Genomic DNA, 14,380 nt, shown 5'->3' on the forward strand with positions numbered 1-14,380 from the left:
TGAGAGAAACGCCTATGACCAGCAGCGCTACCGCGGGACCTGATGTGTCCGGCCGTTTCGGCGACCATGACGACCTCGCCGAGTTTGGTTACGACCAGCAGTTGCACCGTCGGCTCGGCAAGTTCGAATCCTTCGCCGCGGGCTTCTCGTTCGTATCCATCCTGACGACGATCTTCCAGCTGTTCGGACTCGGGTTCGGCTTCGGCGGTCCTGCGTTCTTCTGGACCTGGCCTGCGGTGTTCCTCGGACAGTTTCTGGTGGCGCTGTGCTTTGCCGAGTTGGCCGCGCGTTATCCGATCTCGGGTGCCATCTATCAGTGGTCCCGCCGCATGGGTGGCGAGGTGATCGGCTGGTTCGGCGGCTGGTTCATGATCCTGGCGCAGATCGTCACCGCCTCGGCCGCGGCGATCGCGCTGCAGGTGGTGCTGCCCACCATCTGGTCCGGCTTCCAGATCATCGGCGAGGACCCGGCATTGACCTCACCGAGCGGAGCGGCCAACGCCGTGCTGCTCGGCACCGTCCTGCTGGTGCTCACCACGACGATCAATTGCCTTGGCGTCAAATGGATGTCGCGGGTGAACAGCGCGGGGGTGATCTGCGAGATCGTCGGTGTCATCGCCGTCATCGGGGTGTTCTTCACCCATGCCCAGCGCGGTCCGCAGGTCGTGTTCGACACCGGTCACGCCGGCGGGCAACCCGGCTACGTCTGGGCCTGGATCATGAGCGGGCTGATGGCGGCCTACGTCATGGTCGGCTTCGGCTCGGCCGGTGAGCTTGCCGAGGAGACCCGCAATCCCCGGCGCGTCGCACCCCGGACCATCAGGATGGCGCTGTCCGTCTCGGCACTCGGCGGTGGTCTGATGATCCTGGGCGCCCTGATGGCGGCCCCCAGCCTGACCGACGGACGCCTGGCGACCGAAGGCCTCCCGTACGTGCTCGACACCGTGTTGTCGTCACCGTGGGGGACGGTGCTGCTGGTCGACGTCTGCATCGCGATCACCATCTGTACCTTGGCAATTCAGACCGCCGCCTCACGGCTGATGTTCTCGATGGCCCGCGACGGGCGGCTGCCGGCTTCGTCGATCCTGTCCCGGGTCAACAGCCACACCGGCACACCGATCTGGCCGTCGGTGCTCATCGGTCTGCTGTGCATCGGGGTGCTGCTGGTCAACGTCGGCAATTCGGCGATCTTCGCGACGCTGGCCAGTGTCTGCATCATCCTGATCTACCTGGCCTACCTGTTGGTGACCGCGCCGCTGCTGTACCGGCGCATCAAAGGCTGGCCCGCCCAGCGGAATCAGGTCGACGCCGAAGGCTTGCCGCTGTTCTCGCTCGGCAAGTTCGGCATTGCGGTCAACGTCCTGGCCGTCCTCTACGGCACGGTCATGATCGTCAACCTGGGCTGGCCTCGAGCCGAGATCTTCAATCCCGCCGGGGACATGCCGATCCTGCAGTGGGCCGGACCCCTCAGCATCGCGGCCGCGATAGTCCTCGGCGCCCTGTGCTTCCCGCGGGGCAAGACCCACCCCAAACCCGTCACGATCGGAGCCTGAGGATGACCACAGCGACCACCGCCGGAGCCCGCGACCATGCTCGGGCCCAGGCCGGGACAATCACCGATTCGATGCCGGTCGTGCCGGCCTCGGCGTGGCCCACACCGCCGCAGAACGTGGCACCCGAGCAATTGACCTGGGCTGAAACAGTTCCCGGTGGCCGTTACACCAGCAAGGTGCTGGCCCGCGGCACCCGGCTGCGGCTGCGCGATCTGGACGGCACCGCATGCGCTCACCTGCTGCTGTGGCGAGCCGACGCGCCATGGGAGCGGCTCAACGTCGCCGACACCGTGAAAGTACCGTGGCAGGCCTACCTTTCGGCAGGTCATCCTCTGCTCAGCGACCAGGGACGGGTGCTGGCCACGCTGATGTCGGACACATCCGGTCACCACGACGCCCTGTGTGGCACCAGCACCCTGACCGGCAACACGGCCAAATACGGCGCGGGCGAGGTGGAATCGGCCAGTCCCGCCGGGCGTGAACTGCTCGCGCTCGCCGCCCTGAAGAACGGGCTGACCCGCCGTGACGTCGCGCCCAGCCTGTCGTTCTTCCACGGCGTGCGGGTCGATCTCGACGGCACGTTGGTGTCCACCGGTTCGGCCGGCGCCGGCGCCGCAGTCGAACTGATCACCCATCTGCCACTGATCGTGGCGATCGCCAACACCGCCCATCCACTCGATCCGGCTGCACAGTTCACCGTCGGATCGCTGGAGGTGCTGGCCTGGTCCGCACCGGGCGACCTGGCCGAGATCGGCGCCACCGTGGCCGACCGTGACCCCGAATACCAACGCGCCTACCTGAATTCCGAAGACGTCTGGAGTGCCCGATGACCCTCACCGCCACCCACACCATCGTCGACGAGATCGTCGCGCCCCGCGCTCCCTGGTCCAAGGTCGTGCGCGCCGGAGACGTGCTGACCATCGTCGACCTGCACGGCAACCAGGCCGTGGACACTTTGTTCTATGGCGCGGCCGACCGCACGGTGCGCTACAGCGCACCGGCCACGATCGCGGCCCAGGGCAACATCTTCCTGACCACCGGGTCGGTGCTGCGCGACAGTGACGGTGCACCGATGCTGACCATCATCGACGACGAGGTCGGCAACCACGACACCCTCGGCGGGGCCTGCTCGCAAGAATCCAACACGCTGCGCTACGGCCACCACACCAAACACCAGCACGCCTGCGTGGAGAACTTTGTCGGCGAAGGCGCCCGGTGGGGGCTGACCAAAGCAGACATCGTCAGCAACATCAACTTCTTCATGAACGTACCGGTGGATCCCGATGGCTCGCTGGGCATCGTCGACGGCCTGTCCGCCCCGGGCAAGACCGTGTCGCTGCGCGCCGAGATCGACACGTTGGTGCTGGTGTCGAACTGCCCACAGATCAACAACCCGTGCAACGGATTCGACCCCACGGCGGTGCGCATGGTGGTGACGCGCCCATGACCGCGATCGAGGTGATCCGGCCCGGCATGGCCACCACGATCCAGGATTGGCCGGGGCGCAGCGGGTACTGGCAGATCGGTGTACCTCCGTCGGGGCCCATGGACGACGTGTCCTTCCGGCTGGCCAACATCGCAGTCGGAAACGTTGAGGGCGCACCCGGTCTGGAAGCCACCATGGGCGGACCGGCGCTGCGCTTCGACACCAACACCTGGGTGTGTGTGACGGGTGCACCCGCACCGGTCAGCATCGACGGCGCCCGGGTACCGCAGTGGGTGCCGGTCCTGGTCGAGGCCGGTCAGGTGCTCGACGTGGGAATGGTCGACGGTCCGGGCTTGCGGATCTACATCGCGATGGCCGGCGGTCTACAGGCCGATGAATACCTGGGCAGCGCATCGACATTCACCCTTGGCCGGTTCGGCGGCCACGAGGGCCGGGTCCTGGCGGTGGGGGACAAGTTGGAAACCGCGGATACGCCGGTAGGTACGCGTCGGCGCATCCTGTCCGAGGAGCAACCGGCCATCGCCGGCCACTGGTACATCGCGGTGACCGTCGGCCCGCACTCGGCGCCGGAGTTCTTCACGCGCAACGACATCGACACACTGCTCAACCACGACTACGAGGTGCACTTCAACTCCGACCGCACCGGCGTCCGGTTGATCGGACCGAAGCCGGAATGGGCCCGCCCTGACGGCGGGGAAGCCGGCCTGCATCCGTCGAACATCCACGACAACGCCTATTCGGTGGGTTCGCTCGACTTCACGGGAGACACCCCAATCCTGCTCGGCCCGGATGGTCCGAGCCTCGGCGGTTTCGTCTGCCCGGTCACCGTCACCGCCGCCGACCGCTGGAAGCTGGGCCAACTCGCTCCCGGCGCCACCATCCGGTTCGTCCCGGTGAAGGCGACGGCGGCTCCCGCGCCGGCCACCTTCGGACCTGCGCGCCGCGCGTCGATTCCTGCGGTCTTCTCCGCCGGTGGTGACGAGGACGACGGAATCGTTGCCGGCACAACATCCTCAGATGGCACGACGAACGTCACCTATCGCCGGATCGGGGACGACAACATCCTGGTCGAGTACGGCGAGATGCGACTGGATCTGGCATTGCGGGCCCGTGCCCACGCCCTGCACCACGCGCTGGAGCAGCACCGGCCCGACGGACTCATCGACCTGACGCCTGGGATCCGTTCTCTGCAGGTCAAGGTGGACCCGGCCCGGCTGCCGCAGTCGGCTTTGGTGCCTCTGCTCACCGAGCTCGAAGCCTCGCTGCCTGCCGCGCAGGATCTCGTGGTGCCCAGTCGCACCGTCCGGTTGCCGCTGAGCTGGGACGATCCGTCGACCCGCGAGGCGATCGAACGCTATATGCACGGCGTGCGCGCCGATGCGCCGTGGTGCCCGTGGAACATTGAGTTCATCCGGCGGATGAACGGATTGGACTCGGTCGATGATGTGCACCGAATTGTCTACGACGCCGACTATCTGGTGCTCGGTCTCGGCGACGTGTATCTGGGTGCTCCGGTCGCCACACCGCTGGATCCGCGTCACCGCCTGGTGACCACCAAATACAATCCGGCCCGGACCTGGACTCCGGAGAATGCGGTCGGCATCGGCGGGGCATACCTGTGCATCTACGGTATGGAGGGGCCCGGCGGTTACCAGTTCGTCGGCCGCACCACGCAGATCTGGAATCACCGGCACCCGCTGGTCGCTCAGGGATTCGATCCCGAACACCCATGGCTGTTGCGCTTTTTCGACCGGATCCAGTGGTATCCGGTGTCTGCCGAGGAACTGCTGGATCTACGCGCCGACATGGCCGCCGGTCGCGGTCATGTCGAGATCACCGATGGAACATTCTCGCTTGCCGAGCACGAGCAGTTCCTGGCCGCCAATGCCGACGATATCGCTGCAACCCGCGCGAAGATGGAAGCGGCCCGCGCCGAGGAGCGCGAGCGTTGGGCGGCCGCAGGAGAATTCGTACGGAAGGAATCTGCGTGAGCAAGATCGCCGAGATCTACCGGAACATCGAAGCCAGTGGACGCGACGAGGTGTTCATCCACCTACGTCCGCAGGCCGAGGTGGACAACGATTACCGCACGGCGCTTGCCGCCGACGGCCCACTGGCGGGGCTGGTGCTGGCGGTCAAGGACAACGTTGACGTCGCCGGGATCCCGACCACTGCGGCGTGCCCAGACTTCAGCTATATTCCCGATGCCGACGCACCGGCGGTGACCGCTCTCAAGGCCGCCGGTGCTGTCGTCATCGGTAAGACCAATCTCGACCAGTTCGCCACCGGATTGGTGGGGACCCGCAGTCCCTATGGCGCCGTACGGGATTCCCGCCGGCCGGACTACATCTCCGGCGGATCGAGTTCCGGTTCCGCGGTGGCCGTCGCGCTCGGGTTCGCCGACATCGCGATCGGCACCGACACTGCCGGGTCAGGTCGCGTTCCGGCCGGATTGCAGGGCATCGTCGGGATCAAAGCCACGGTGGGCCTTGTCTCCACCGAGGGCGTCGTCCCGGCGTGTGCGAGCTATGACTGTGTGACGATCTTCGCTGCTGACCTGGCGACGGCCCAATCAGCAATGGCCGAGATGAGTGCCATTGCGCCGCAACGCCAGTGGCCGGCCGACGTCTCCTACGCCGCACCGGGGACTCCCAGAATCGCCATACCGGACACCCTGGATGGCCTCGACGACGAATGGCAGGCCGCCTTCGACGCCGCCGTACGCCAGGCGAAGGACTCCGGATTCGAGACGGTTCCGATCCCGATGGACGACTTCTTCGCCGCAGCCGGCCTTCTCTACAACGGCGCCCTGGTCGCTGAACGGTGGGATGCGGTGGGGGAGTTCGTGAGCACGGCAGGTCCTGGCGCGGAGTTGGATCCGACGGTGGCCGCGATCATCACTGCGGCTGGCGCATATTCGGCCGCGGACCTGCTGCGTGACCGGCGGCGGGTCGAGGAGTTGCGTCGCACAGCCTTGGCGCAGCTTGAGGGCTGTCACGCACTCATGGTGCCGACCGCTCCCGAGCATCCGCGCATCGACGAAGTCGCGGCTGACCCGGTCGCGGTGAATTCCCGGATGGGGCGGTACACCAACTTCTGCAACCTGTTCGACATGTGCGCCATCTCGATTCCCGCCGGCACCGTATCCGACGGTGCCCAGTTCGGAATCACCCTGTTGGCGCAGGGTTTCCACGACGGCGTCATCGCCGATCTGGCAGCCCGGTTCCTCGACACCCCGTCGGCGGAGACGTGGCCCGAGACGGGCGGCGCCCCACTGGCCGAACTTGCGGTGTTTGGCGCGCATCTGCGCGGGCAGCCGCTGGAACATCAGCTCACCGGGCGGGGTGCCCGCTGGGCCGGGCCCATCACCACGGCACCGCACTACCGTCTCTACGCCCTCGACACGGTTCCGCCCAAACCGGGTTTGACCCGGGTTGAGGACGGCGGAGCGGCCATCATCGGAGAACGATGGTTGTTGTCCCCGGCTGCACTCGGCGAGTTTCTGGCCGAGCTACCCGCGCCGATGTTGCTCGGGAACGTGGAGCTCGACGACGGTCGCTGGATCACCGGATTCGGTTGTGACCACACCGCTCCCACACACGGACGCGACATCACGGAGTACCGGGGCTGGTTGGCCGCGATGGCCTGAGATGCGCGTGCCGCAGGCTCAGCTCCCGGGGACGATCAGCGAGATCATGGTCTCGAGCTGGCGGGCCATCTGCCGGTAGCTCATCGCGCCTGACTGTGCCTGCAACAGTGCGCCCCAGAAGACCGCTTCCAAGGTGGCAAGTACCTCGGGCCAGGCCCCGGCGCCCAATGCCGTGGAGATCCGACGCGTGATCTCAACGGCAATCCGCCCACGTACGTCATCGACCACTTCGTCGTCGGTGCTCATCAGCGCCTGAGTGCAGGCCCGAGCCAGGCGAGGCTCATCGGCCATCAACAGTGTGAGAGCGGTGAGCTGCTCGGTGACCCGGCTGGTGGTGCTGGCCGCGGGATCGATGTCGAGCGGCAGCTGAATCACCCGGTCGAGGTAGAGCTCGGCGAACACCACCTCGATGGACGGGAAATGCGCGTAGAGCGCTGCGGGCGCCATCTTCGCGCGGGCCGCAAGTGCGGGCACCGAGACGTCGTTGTGCGCGTCGAGAAGTTGTGTCGCCGCTCCGAAGACGCGGCGTTGCGTGCGGGTGCGCTGACCCTGCGCGTCGTGTAGGCGGGTGACGGTAGCCACCTCTGGCCTGGACATGTGTCCAAGATATAGAGCCGTGCCGCGAATGGCAATCATTCGGTGAAACTGCCGGTATTTACATATTTTCAGGATTGTCATTCACGCAGATTGAGCACCGACCAACGCGCGAACGAGGCTTTCGTGTCGATAAATCGGACAGGTGTCCAGTATGATCTGATCAGATTGAAAGGGGAGGTCCGATGGCTTACGTGATCACGCAGAACTGCTGCAAGGACGCCAGCTGTGTACCGGTGTGCCCGGTGGACTGCATCCGCCCGGCCGAGGGTGGGCTGGATTCCGCGTCGGCCGAGATGCTCTACATCGATCCGGAATCGTGCATCGACTGTGGGGCCTGCTTCGAGGAGTGCCCGGTCGGCGCGATCCACTACGAAGAGGACCTTCCCGGCGAACTACGGCGGTTCAAGGACCTCAACGCGGCCTACTTCGAGCGCCACCCGCTCGAGCCGGTGACCGTTCCGGCAACACCATCTCGTGCTCGGGTCGAGGCGGGATCGTTGCGGGTGGCGATCGTCGGATCGGGTCCGGCCGCCTGCTACGCCGCAGCCGAGCTGATCGATGTGGACGGGGTGGAGATCAACCTGTTCGAACGCCTGCCCACGCCGTTCGGTTTGATTCGCGCGGGGGTGGCCCCCGATCACCAACACACCAAGTCGGTCGTCGCGATCTTCGAGCGGGCGTTCACCAACCCACGGTTCGCGAGCCATTTCAACGTCGAGGTCGGCCGTACCGTCAACCACGACGAGCTCCTGGCCCATCACCACGCGGTGATCTACGCGGTGGGCGCGGCGACCAGCCGGCGACTGGGCATCGACGGCGAGGACCTGATCGGCAATCACGCGGCCGCCGAGTTCGTCGGTTGGTACAACGGCCATCCCGACCACGCCGCCCACCAGTTCGACCTGTCGGGCGAGCGAGCGGTCATCGTCGGCAACGGCAACGTCGCCCTCGACGTCGCCCGGGTGCTGTTGATGGACCGGACCGCGCTGGCAGCCACCGATATCGCCGAGCACACCCTGGATGCGTTGGCCGACAGCGAAATCCGGGAAGTGGTGATCCTCGCGCGTCGCGACATCGGGCACGCCGCATTCTCGGCGGGTGAGTTCCTGGCGTTGGGGCATCTCGACGGTGTCGACGTGATCGTGGATCCGCAGGACCTACCCGCCGATGACGAACACGACGACGTCGAGACCTCGTTCAAGCTCGCCATCGCACGCGAATACGCACAGCGCAGCCCGACTCCCGGACACAAGCGCGTGGTGTTCCGCTTCGGCACAACCCCGGTCGCCATCCACGGACCCGACCGTGCCGAGGGGTTGGAGGTCAGCAGCGAGGCCCGTGGCGCCGAGGTGATCGAGACGTCACTGATCCTGCGCTCGATCGGCTATCGCGGCCTGCCCGTCTCCGGGTTGCCCTACGACGAGGACTCCGGCACCGTGCCCAACGACTCGGGCCGTGTCGTGCCCGGCACCTACGTGACCGGCTGGATCAAACGCGGACCGCGTGGGGTGATCGGCACGAACCGGTTGTGTGCCGAGCAGACCGTGGCCCAGTTGTGGGCGGATTTCGATGCCGGCCTGTTGGCCCGTGACGTCGAGGACCGTGAGTCGCTCGATGTGCTGTTGGCCGCCCGGGGAGCCGAGCCGGTCGGGTGGCCGGGATGGCGTGCGATCGACGCCGCCGAACGTGACCGCGGCGTGCAGGCGGCGCGGCCTCGGGTGAAGTTCGTGTCGATCGAGGAGATGCTCAGCGCGGGCCTGCGCGGCTGACTTCGGCCTCGACCTGCGGATCGGGGTCGCGGGGTGTGCGGGTTGCGAGGACCGACCCGGCGAGGATCAGCGCCAGCCCGGCCACGTTGTAGACGGTCAGCGGTTCGCCCAGAACAACGACGCCGGCGGCCAGCGCGACGGCCGGGTTGACGTAGGTGAACACCAACGCCCGTGCGCCTCCGACCTCACGGATCAATGCGAAGAACACCACGAATGCCAGCGCGGTGCAGACCACGGCGAGTGTGGCCAGCGCGATCAGCACCTGCCGCGACGGCATGTGGTCGGGCCAGGTCATCAATGCCGGCGTGGTGTAGATCAGCGCCGCGATCGTCAGACATGCTGCCGTGAGCGGAAGGGTGGGCACCTCGCCCAGGTAGCGTGCGGCGATCAGCGGCGCGATGGCGTAACAGGTTGCCACCAGCAGCACTTCGGCGATCGGCCAGCCATGCCCTCCGGTGAGGCCGGGCCCGGCCAGCACCGCCACACCGGACAGGCCGATCCCTAGTCCCGTGATCCGCTTGGCGCTCAACCGTTCTCCGCCGGTCAGCCGGTCGAGAACCGCGGCGATGATCGGGGCGGTGGCGATCAGCAGGCCGGTCAGCGAGCTGCTCAGGTGGCGTTCGGCATCCGTGAGCAGGAACCACGCCGCGATGATCTCGAAGAACGCGAACGCCAACACGGGCCGCCAGTGCCGTAACACCGGCGCCCACGCGGCCCGCGACATCACCAGCGGTAAGAGAACGGCGGCACCGACAGCAGTGCGGGCCAAGACCAGCACTGGCACCGACACGCCTTCGACGGCAATCTTGATCAGCAGGTACGGGATGCCCCAGATGATGCTCATGGCGCCCAGCAGCAGCCAGCCCCGCACACTCACCTGGTCCAGACTACGGGCCCCGGCACACGGCCGTCCGGGTGCTGATGCGGGGCGTGGCCCGGGCCATCAGCACCCGGTGAAGCGCTACGGCCGCGTCAGCTGCGCGTAACGGCCCACGTGGTAGTCCGTGGAACCGAACTCGTACTGCACCGCGGTGAGCCGCTTGAAGTAATGACCGATCGCGAGTTCCTCGGTCATGCCCATGCCCCCGTGGAGCTGCACCGCGTTCTGCCCGACGAAACGGGCGGCCCGTCCGATGGTGGCCTTGGCTGCCGATACCGCCTTGGCCCGTTGCGCGGGTTCGGCATCGAGGTTCAGTACGGCGAGATAGACCGCCGCCGAAGCCTGTTCGACCTCCATGTGCATGTCGACCATCCGGTGCTGCAGCGCCTGGAAGCTGCCGATGGGAAGACCGAACTGCTGGCGTTGTTTGCAGTACTCGACCGTGTCGGCCAGCACCTTGCGCATTCCGCCGACGGCCTCGGCGCACACGGCCGCCGCGCCCTCGTCCCGAGCCAGGTCCAGTGACGACCAGGCCTGTCCCTCGGTCCCCAGCAATGCAGAGGCGGGCAACCGGACGTCGGAGAATGTCAGGTCCGATGCCCGGCGGTCGTCCACCGTGCGGTACGGGTGCGCGGTGAAACCTGTTGTCAACGGAGGGATATCGATCAGAAAGAGCGAGATTCCGTCGGCGTCCGCACGTTCCCCCGAGGTACGTGCGGTCACCAGCAGGTGGGTCGCGAGCGGTGCGTCCACGGCCATCACCTTGGCGCCGTTGAGCACCCACTCGTCGCCGTCGCGCCGTGCGGTGGTGGACACGTCGCGCCAGTTGTCTCCGGAAGCCGGCTCGGTGGCGGCCAGCGCGACGATGGCCGAACCCGCCACGATCTCCTCGAGCAGGGCCGCGGCGGCCGTGTCGCCGGACCGGTGCAGCAGGCCACCGGCCACCACCACGGTGTCCACGAACGGTTCGATCACCAGGGCGTGGCCCAAAGCCTCGGCGATGACCATGGTTTCGACCGGGCCACCACCGATGCCGCCGGCTTCCTCGGGCAGGGTGGCGCCCAGGATGCCGAGCTCATCGGCAAAACCCCGCCAGATCTCGGGCTGCCAGCCGGGGCCGGTCTTGGCGGCGGCCCGGCTCGATGCCAGGTCGTAGCGGCTGGACAGAAACTTGGTCAGCCCGTCGCGCAGCAGTTCCTGTTCGTTGGTCAGGTTGAAGTCCATCTAGAGCCCCAGTTCTGCCTTGGCGAGGATGTTTCGCTGAATTTCGTTGCTACCGGCGTAGATCGAGCCGGCCCGGTCGTTGAAGTAGCGCAGTGGGGCGACCGCCTGCCACGGCGCTCCGCTGTGATAGCCGTCGGCGGGAGGTTCGTACTCGGCCACCGGCCCGCCCGGGAACGTGGCGTGCGGTTGGTAGGCGCGGGCCAGCGGGCCGGCGGCCTCCATCGACAGCTCGGTCAGGGTCTGGCTCAGTTCGGTGCTCAGAACCTTGAGCATCGACGACGCGGTGCCGGGATGGCCGCCCTCGGCCACCGCCGCCAGCACCTGATACTCCAGGATTTCCAGCACGTCGGTGCGGAGCCGGGCGTCGGCAAGCCGGCGGCTGAAGGCCGGGTCGTCGATCAGCCGACCACCGGTCGGTCCGGGCATTTCGGTGGCGACCGCTGAGATCTCATCACCCAGCACCTGCAACGCCGGCGCGTTGGCGCCGCCGCCGCGCTCGAACTCCAGCAGGTATTTGGCCACGGTCCAGCCGTCGTCGATCGTGCCGATCACATTGGCCTTCGGCACCCGAACCTCGTCGAAGAAGACCTGGTTTTGTACCTCTTCGCCGGAAGTCATGACCAGCGGGCGGATTTCGATGCCGGGCGAGGTCATGTCGATCAGCACGAAGGTGATGCCCTGCTGCTTCTTGGCGCCGCGGGTGGTGCGCACCAGGGCGAACATCCAGTTCGCTTCCTGGGCGTGGGTGGTCCAGATCTTGCTGCCGGTGCACACCAGGTCGTCTCCGTCAGGCACCGCTGCCATCGACAGGGCGGCCAGGTCCGAGCCGGCCTCGGGCTCGGAATAGCCCTGGCAGAAGAACACCTCACCGGTCAGGATGCCGGGAAGGAAGAAGTCCTTCTGGGCCTGCGTGCCGAATTTGATGATGGCGTGGGCCACCATGCGGATGCCCATGGGTGACAGCGACGGGGCGCCGGCGAGGGTCGATTCGCGGCTGAAGATGTAGTGCTGGGTCAGGCTCCAATCGCAGCCGCCGTGTTCGACCGGCCAAGCCGGGGCGGCCCAGCCCCGCTCGTGGAGGATCTTCTGCCAGGCCATGCTGGCGTCGTGATCGGCATACACGCTGGTCATCAACTGGCCTGCGCGGCGGAGTTCGGGAGTCAGATTCTTGGCGAGAAAGTCGCGAACTTCGTCGCGGAATTCCTGGTCGCTGGTCGACCACTTCAGGTCCATGCCTGCCCCTTCTACTGGTGTCGCTCCACAGAGTAAACCTAGTTAATCAAGTGACGCACACCACCCCGCTCGACGCTCGACCGCCGGCGCGGGGCGACACCGCCAGGTCGCTGGCCGGCGGTGGTGCCCGGCCCAGGTCACAGGCGATAATCGAGGGCGTGGAGCGTCGCCAGAGCGGTCAGGACCCTCAATCTCCGATGGCACTGCTGCAGAACCTGCCTGCCCTGGTGGTGCTGGAGAGATTCCCGGTGCCGGTGTTGGCGATCGCCGAAGACGGCACCATCCTCTTCGCCAACAGTGCCTTCGGCGAGATGGTCGGTCGCGACGCCGATGCGGTCAAGAACATGCCGTTTGCTGAGGTCTTCCATTCGCTGCCCGCCGACGAGTCCGCGGTCTCGGTGATGCGGGCCAACGCCGGGCTGCTCGTGGAGCTCGTCCATCGCGACGGGTCGATCGTGCGGGCACGGATGAGCAAATCGGCGCTGCTGCGCGGCGACGATCCGGTGGCCTTGGCGACGTTCGAGGACCTCACCGAGCAGTTGTGGGTCGACGAGCTCTAGGGCTATCCCGCGGCCTTCGCCCGCCGGAGCGACTCGCGTGCCAGGAACTCGCGGAAGTAGTCCAGCGACTCCCGGCTGACGATCGCGGGCAGCAGTAGATCCCACGTACGGGCCACGCGTTCACGGAGTTCGGTGCCGGTGGTGGCGCGCGAGAGCGCCTCCGCGCCCAGCATGGAGCCCAGGATCACCTCGGCGGCGCTCGCGACATCCAGGTTCTCGCGTAGGTCACCTTCCTCGGCGGCCTGGGTCAACTGTTGAGTGAGCTCGTCGAGCCAGCTCGTGTACACCCGGGTGGCGGCGACGTGGATGCCGCTGAACGTTCGCAGCAGCTGCATGCCGATCTGGGCGACCTTGTCCGAACGGGTGAAGTCGGCCACGACGAACAACCCGTGGATGGTGTTTTCCAAAGCCGGCGAAGAGGATTCGGCGATGACGCGGAACGCGGTCAACATGGCGGTGCCGCCCTCGCTGATGATTGCCTCGGCCAGGGACTCCTTGGAATCGAAGTGGTAGTACAGCGCACCCTTGGTCATCTCGGCCCGCGTGATGATGTCGCCGAGCCCGGTCGCGGGATAGCCGTGCTCGCTGAACAGGTCGACCGCGGCGGTGATGATCTTCTGCCGGGTCAGCTCCGATCGAGCCTGGCGTGCCATTGTGGCGTTCCTATCATTTGGTACGGGGGTGCAGCGGCGCCACTTTTTTGATGCCCACTGCGGTGCGACGCCGGATGAACTGTTGCAGGTAGCCGAGCCGCTCTGGCTCGACGAACCCGGGCATCGCCAGCCGCCAGCTGTGCTCGAGGTCGGTGAGGAACCGCGGTGGATCGTCGAGGTCACTGGTCTGGCGCACGCCCAGGTATATCGAAACCAGCAAGCGGGCAACCGCTTCGGGGTCGGTGTCGGCCGTGAAATCGCCTTCGCCGATGGCTCGTTTGGCGATGCCGGCGAAGCCTTGCACCCATTCGTTGAGAACCCGCGGCCCCACGTCGTCGGTCCGGCCGATGGACTCGACGAGGTTCAGGCAGGCCCGAGCCACCGGGTCACCGATGTCCTCGGCGGCAACCAGGCCCGAGAGGTCGATCAAGGTCTCGGCTCCGGACAGGTTCCGGGCGAGGACGTCCTCCACCGCCTTCTGGGCCCGCTGTGTCCGGTGCTCGACGATCGAGACCGCCAGTGCGTGCTTGGACCGGAAATGGAAATACAGCGCGCCCTTGGTGACGTTCGCGTCGGCGAGAATGTCGTCGAGACTGACCAAGCTGTAGGGCGTGTGCGCGAACTGTCGCGCCGCCGCCTGCAGGATCTGGAGGCGCGTCAGCTCTGCTCGCCGGTCGAGCTGCTCAGTCACCACGGGGCCTTCCTGACTCTGATCGGCCGGCGGCAGCGTTCTGATTTCATCCCACCGCCAGCAGACTCAAAGTCTTCACCGTACGTGCATAACATTCTAAAGGTATGTATCGTGCGTAGGGTGA

At 66.7% G+C, this 14,380-nt stretch carries 13 protein-coding genes; 7 read left to right on the top strand and 6 right to left on the bottom strand.

Annotated elements, in window-relative coordinates; translation table 11 throughout:
- The first annotated feature begins 14 nt into the window (after positions 1–14).
- From AC4ELH_RS06265 to atzF, 5 genes are read left to right on the top strand one after another with little or no spacing between them, the layout of a single operon-like run.
- Entirely contained in the window at positions 15–1,553 is a 1,539-nt protein-coding gene (locus AC4ELH_RS06265) for an amino acid permease (protein ID WP_064879101.1), read from the top strand.
- Positions 1,554–1,555: 2 nt separating this feature from the next.
- Positions 1,556–2,383, top strand: a complete 828-nt coding sequence (locus AC4ELH_RS06270) for an urea amidolyase associated protein UAAP1 (RefSeq protein ID WP_498883489.1) — start codon at positions 1,556–1,558, stop codon at positions 2,381–2,383.
- Positions 2,380–3,000, top strand: a complete 621-nt coding sequence (locus AC4ELH_RS06275) for an urea amidolyase associated protein UAAP2 (protein ID WP_064961153.1) — start codon at positions 2,380–2,382, stop codon at positions 2,998–3,000. Before AC4ELH_RS06270 ends, AC4ELH_RS06275 begins: the two co-directional genes overlap by 4 nt.
- Positions 2,997–4,991 carry a 5-oxoprolinase/urea amidolyase family protein gene (locus tag AC4ELH_RS06280; RefSeq protein ID WP_448442862.1) on the top strand — a complete coding sequence of 665 codons (1,995 nt, stop codon included), beginning with the start codon at positions 2,997–2,999 and terminating at the stop codon, positions 4,989–4,991. Before AC4ELH_RS06275 ends, AC4ELH_RS06280 begins: the two co-directional genes overlap by 4 nt.
- Entirely contained in the window at positions 4,988–6,649 is a 1,662-nt protein-coding gene (gene atzF, locus AC4ELH_RS06285) for an allophanate hydrolase (RefSeq protein WP_448442864.1), read from the top strand. The genes AC4ELH_RS06280 and atzF overlap by 4 nt, the downstream gene beginning before the upstream one ends.
- An 18-nt stretch (positions 6,650–6,667) precedes the next feature.
- Here the strand turns inward: atzF and AC4ELH_RS06290 are convergent, their stop codons facing one another.
- Positions 6,668–7,246 (bottom strand): TetR family transcriptional regulator, encoded by a 579-nt coding sequence (locus tag AC4ELH_RS06290; protein WP_498883490.1) that lies wholly within the window; start codon positions 7,244–7,246, stop codon positions 6,668–6,670.
- Between the two features lie 182 nt (positions 7,247–7,428).
- Between AC4ELH_RS06290 and AC4ELH_RS06295 the strand changes: the two genes are divergently transcribed.
- Entirely contained in the window at positions 7,429–9,015 is a 1,587-nt protein-coding gene (locus AC4ELH_RS06295) for an FAD-dependent oxidoreductase (RefSeq protein WP_498883491.1), read from the top strand.
- On the opposite strand, the gene AC4ELH_RS06300 is transcribed toward AC4ELH_RS06295, so the two are convergent.
- The 3 genes from AC4ELH_RS06300 to AC4ELH_RS06310 form a co-directional block, all read right to left on the bottom strand.
- A complete protein-coding gene (locus AC4ELH_RS06300; protein WP_448442870.1) occupies positions 8,993–9,892 on the bottom strand; it encodes a DMT family transporter in 900 nt (299 codons plus the stop codon). The two genes, AC4ELH_RS06295 and AC4ELH_RS06300, sit on opposite strands and share 23 nt — an antisense overlap.
- An 84-nt stretch (positions 9,893–9,976) precedes the next feature.
- Positions 9,977–11,119, bottom strand: a complete 1,143-nt coding sequence (locus AC4ELH_RS06305; RefSeq protein ID WP_498883492.1) for an acyl-CoA dehydrogenase family protein — start codon at positions 11,117–11,119, stop codon at positions 9,977–9,979.
- Positions 11,120–12,352 carry an acyl-CoA dehydrogenase family protein gene (locus tag AC4ELH_RS06310; protein ID WP_498883493.1) on the bottom strand — a complete coding sequence of 411 codons (1,233 nt, stop codon included), beginning with the start codon at positions 12,350–12,352 and terminating at the stop codon, positions 11,120–11,122.
- A gap of 197 nt (positions 12,353–12,549) precedes the next feature.
- Here AC4ELH_RS06310 and AC4ELH_RS06315 point away from each other — a divergent pair, with 197 nt between their 5' ends.
- Positions 12,550–12,912 (top strand): PAS domain S-box protein, encoded by a 363-nt coding sequence (locus AC4ELH_RS06315; RefSeq protein WP_207549021.1) that lies wholly within the window; start codon positions 12,550–12,552, stop codon positions 12,910–12,912.
- Between the two features lie 2 nt (positions 12,913–12,914).
- Here the strand turns inward: AC4ELH_RS06315 and AC4ELH_RS06320 are convergent, their stop codons facing one another.
- Both AC4ELH_RS06320 and AC4ELH_RS06325 read right to left on the bottom strand, forming a co-directional pair.
- Positions 12,915–13,565, bottom strand: a complete 651-nt coding sequence (locus AC4ELH_RS06320; protein ID WP_463790119.1) for a ScbR family autoregulator-binding transcription factor — start codon at positions 13,563–13,565, stop codon at positions 12,915–12,917.
- A 13-nt stretch (positions 13,566–13,578) separates the two neighbouring features.
- Positions 13,579–14,259 (bottom strand): TetR family transcriptional regulator, encoded by a 681-nt coding sequence (locus AC4ELH_RS06325; protein ID WP_088305047.1) that lies wholly within the window; start codon positions 14,257–14,259, stop codon positions 13,579–13,581.
- Positions 14,260–14,380 lie beyond the last annotated feature (121 nt).

Source organism: Mycobacterium shunyiense, from assembly GCF_058270075.1.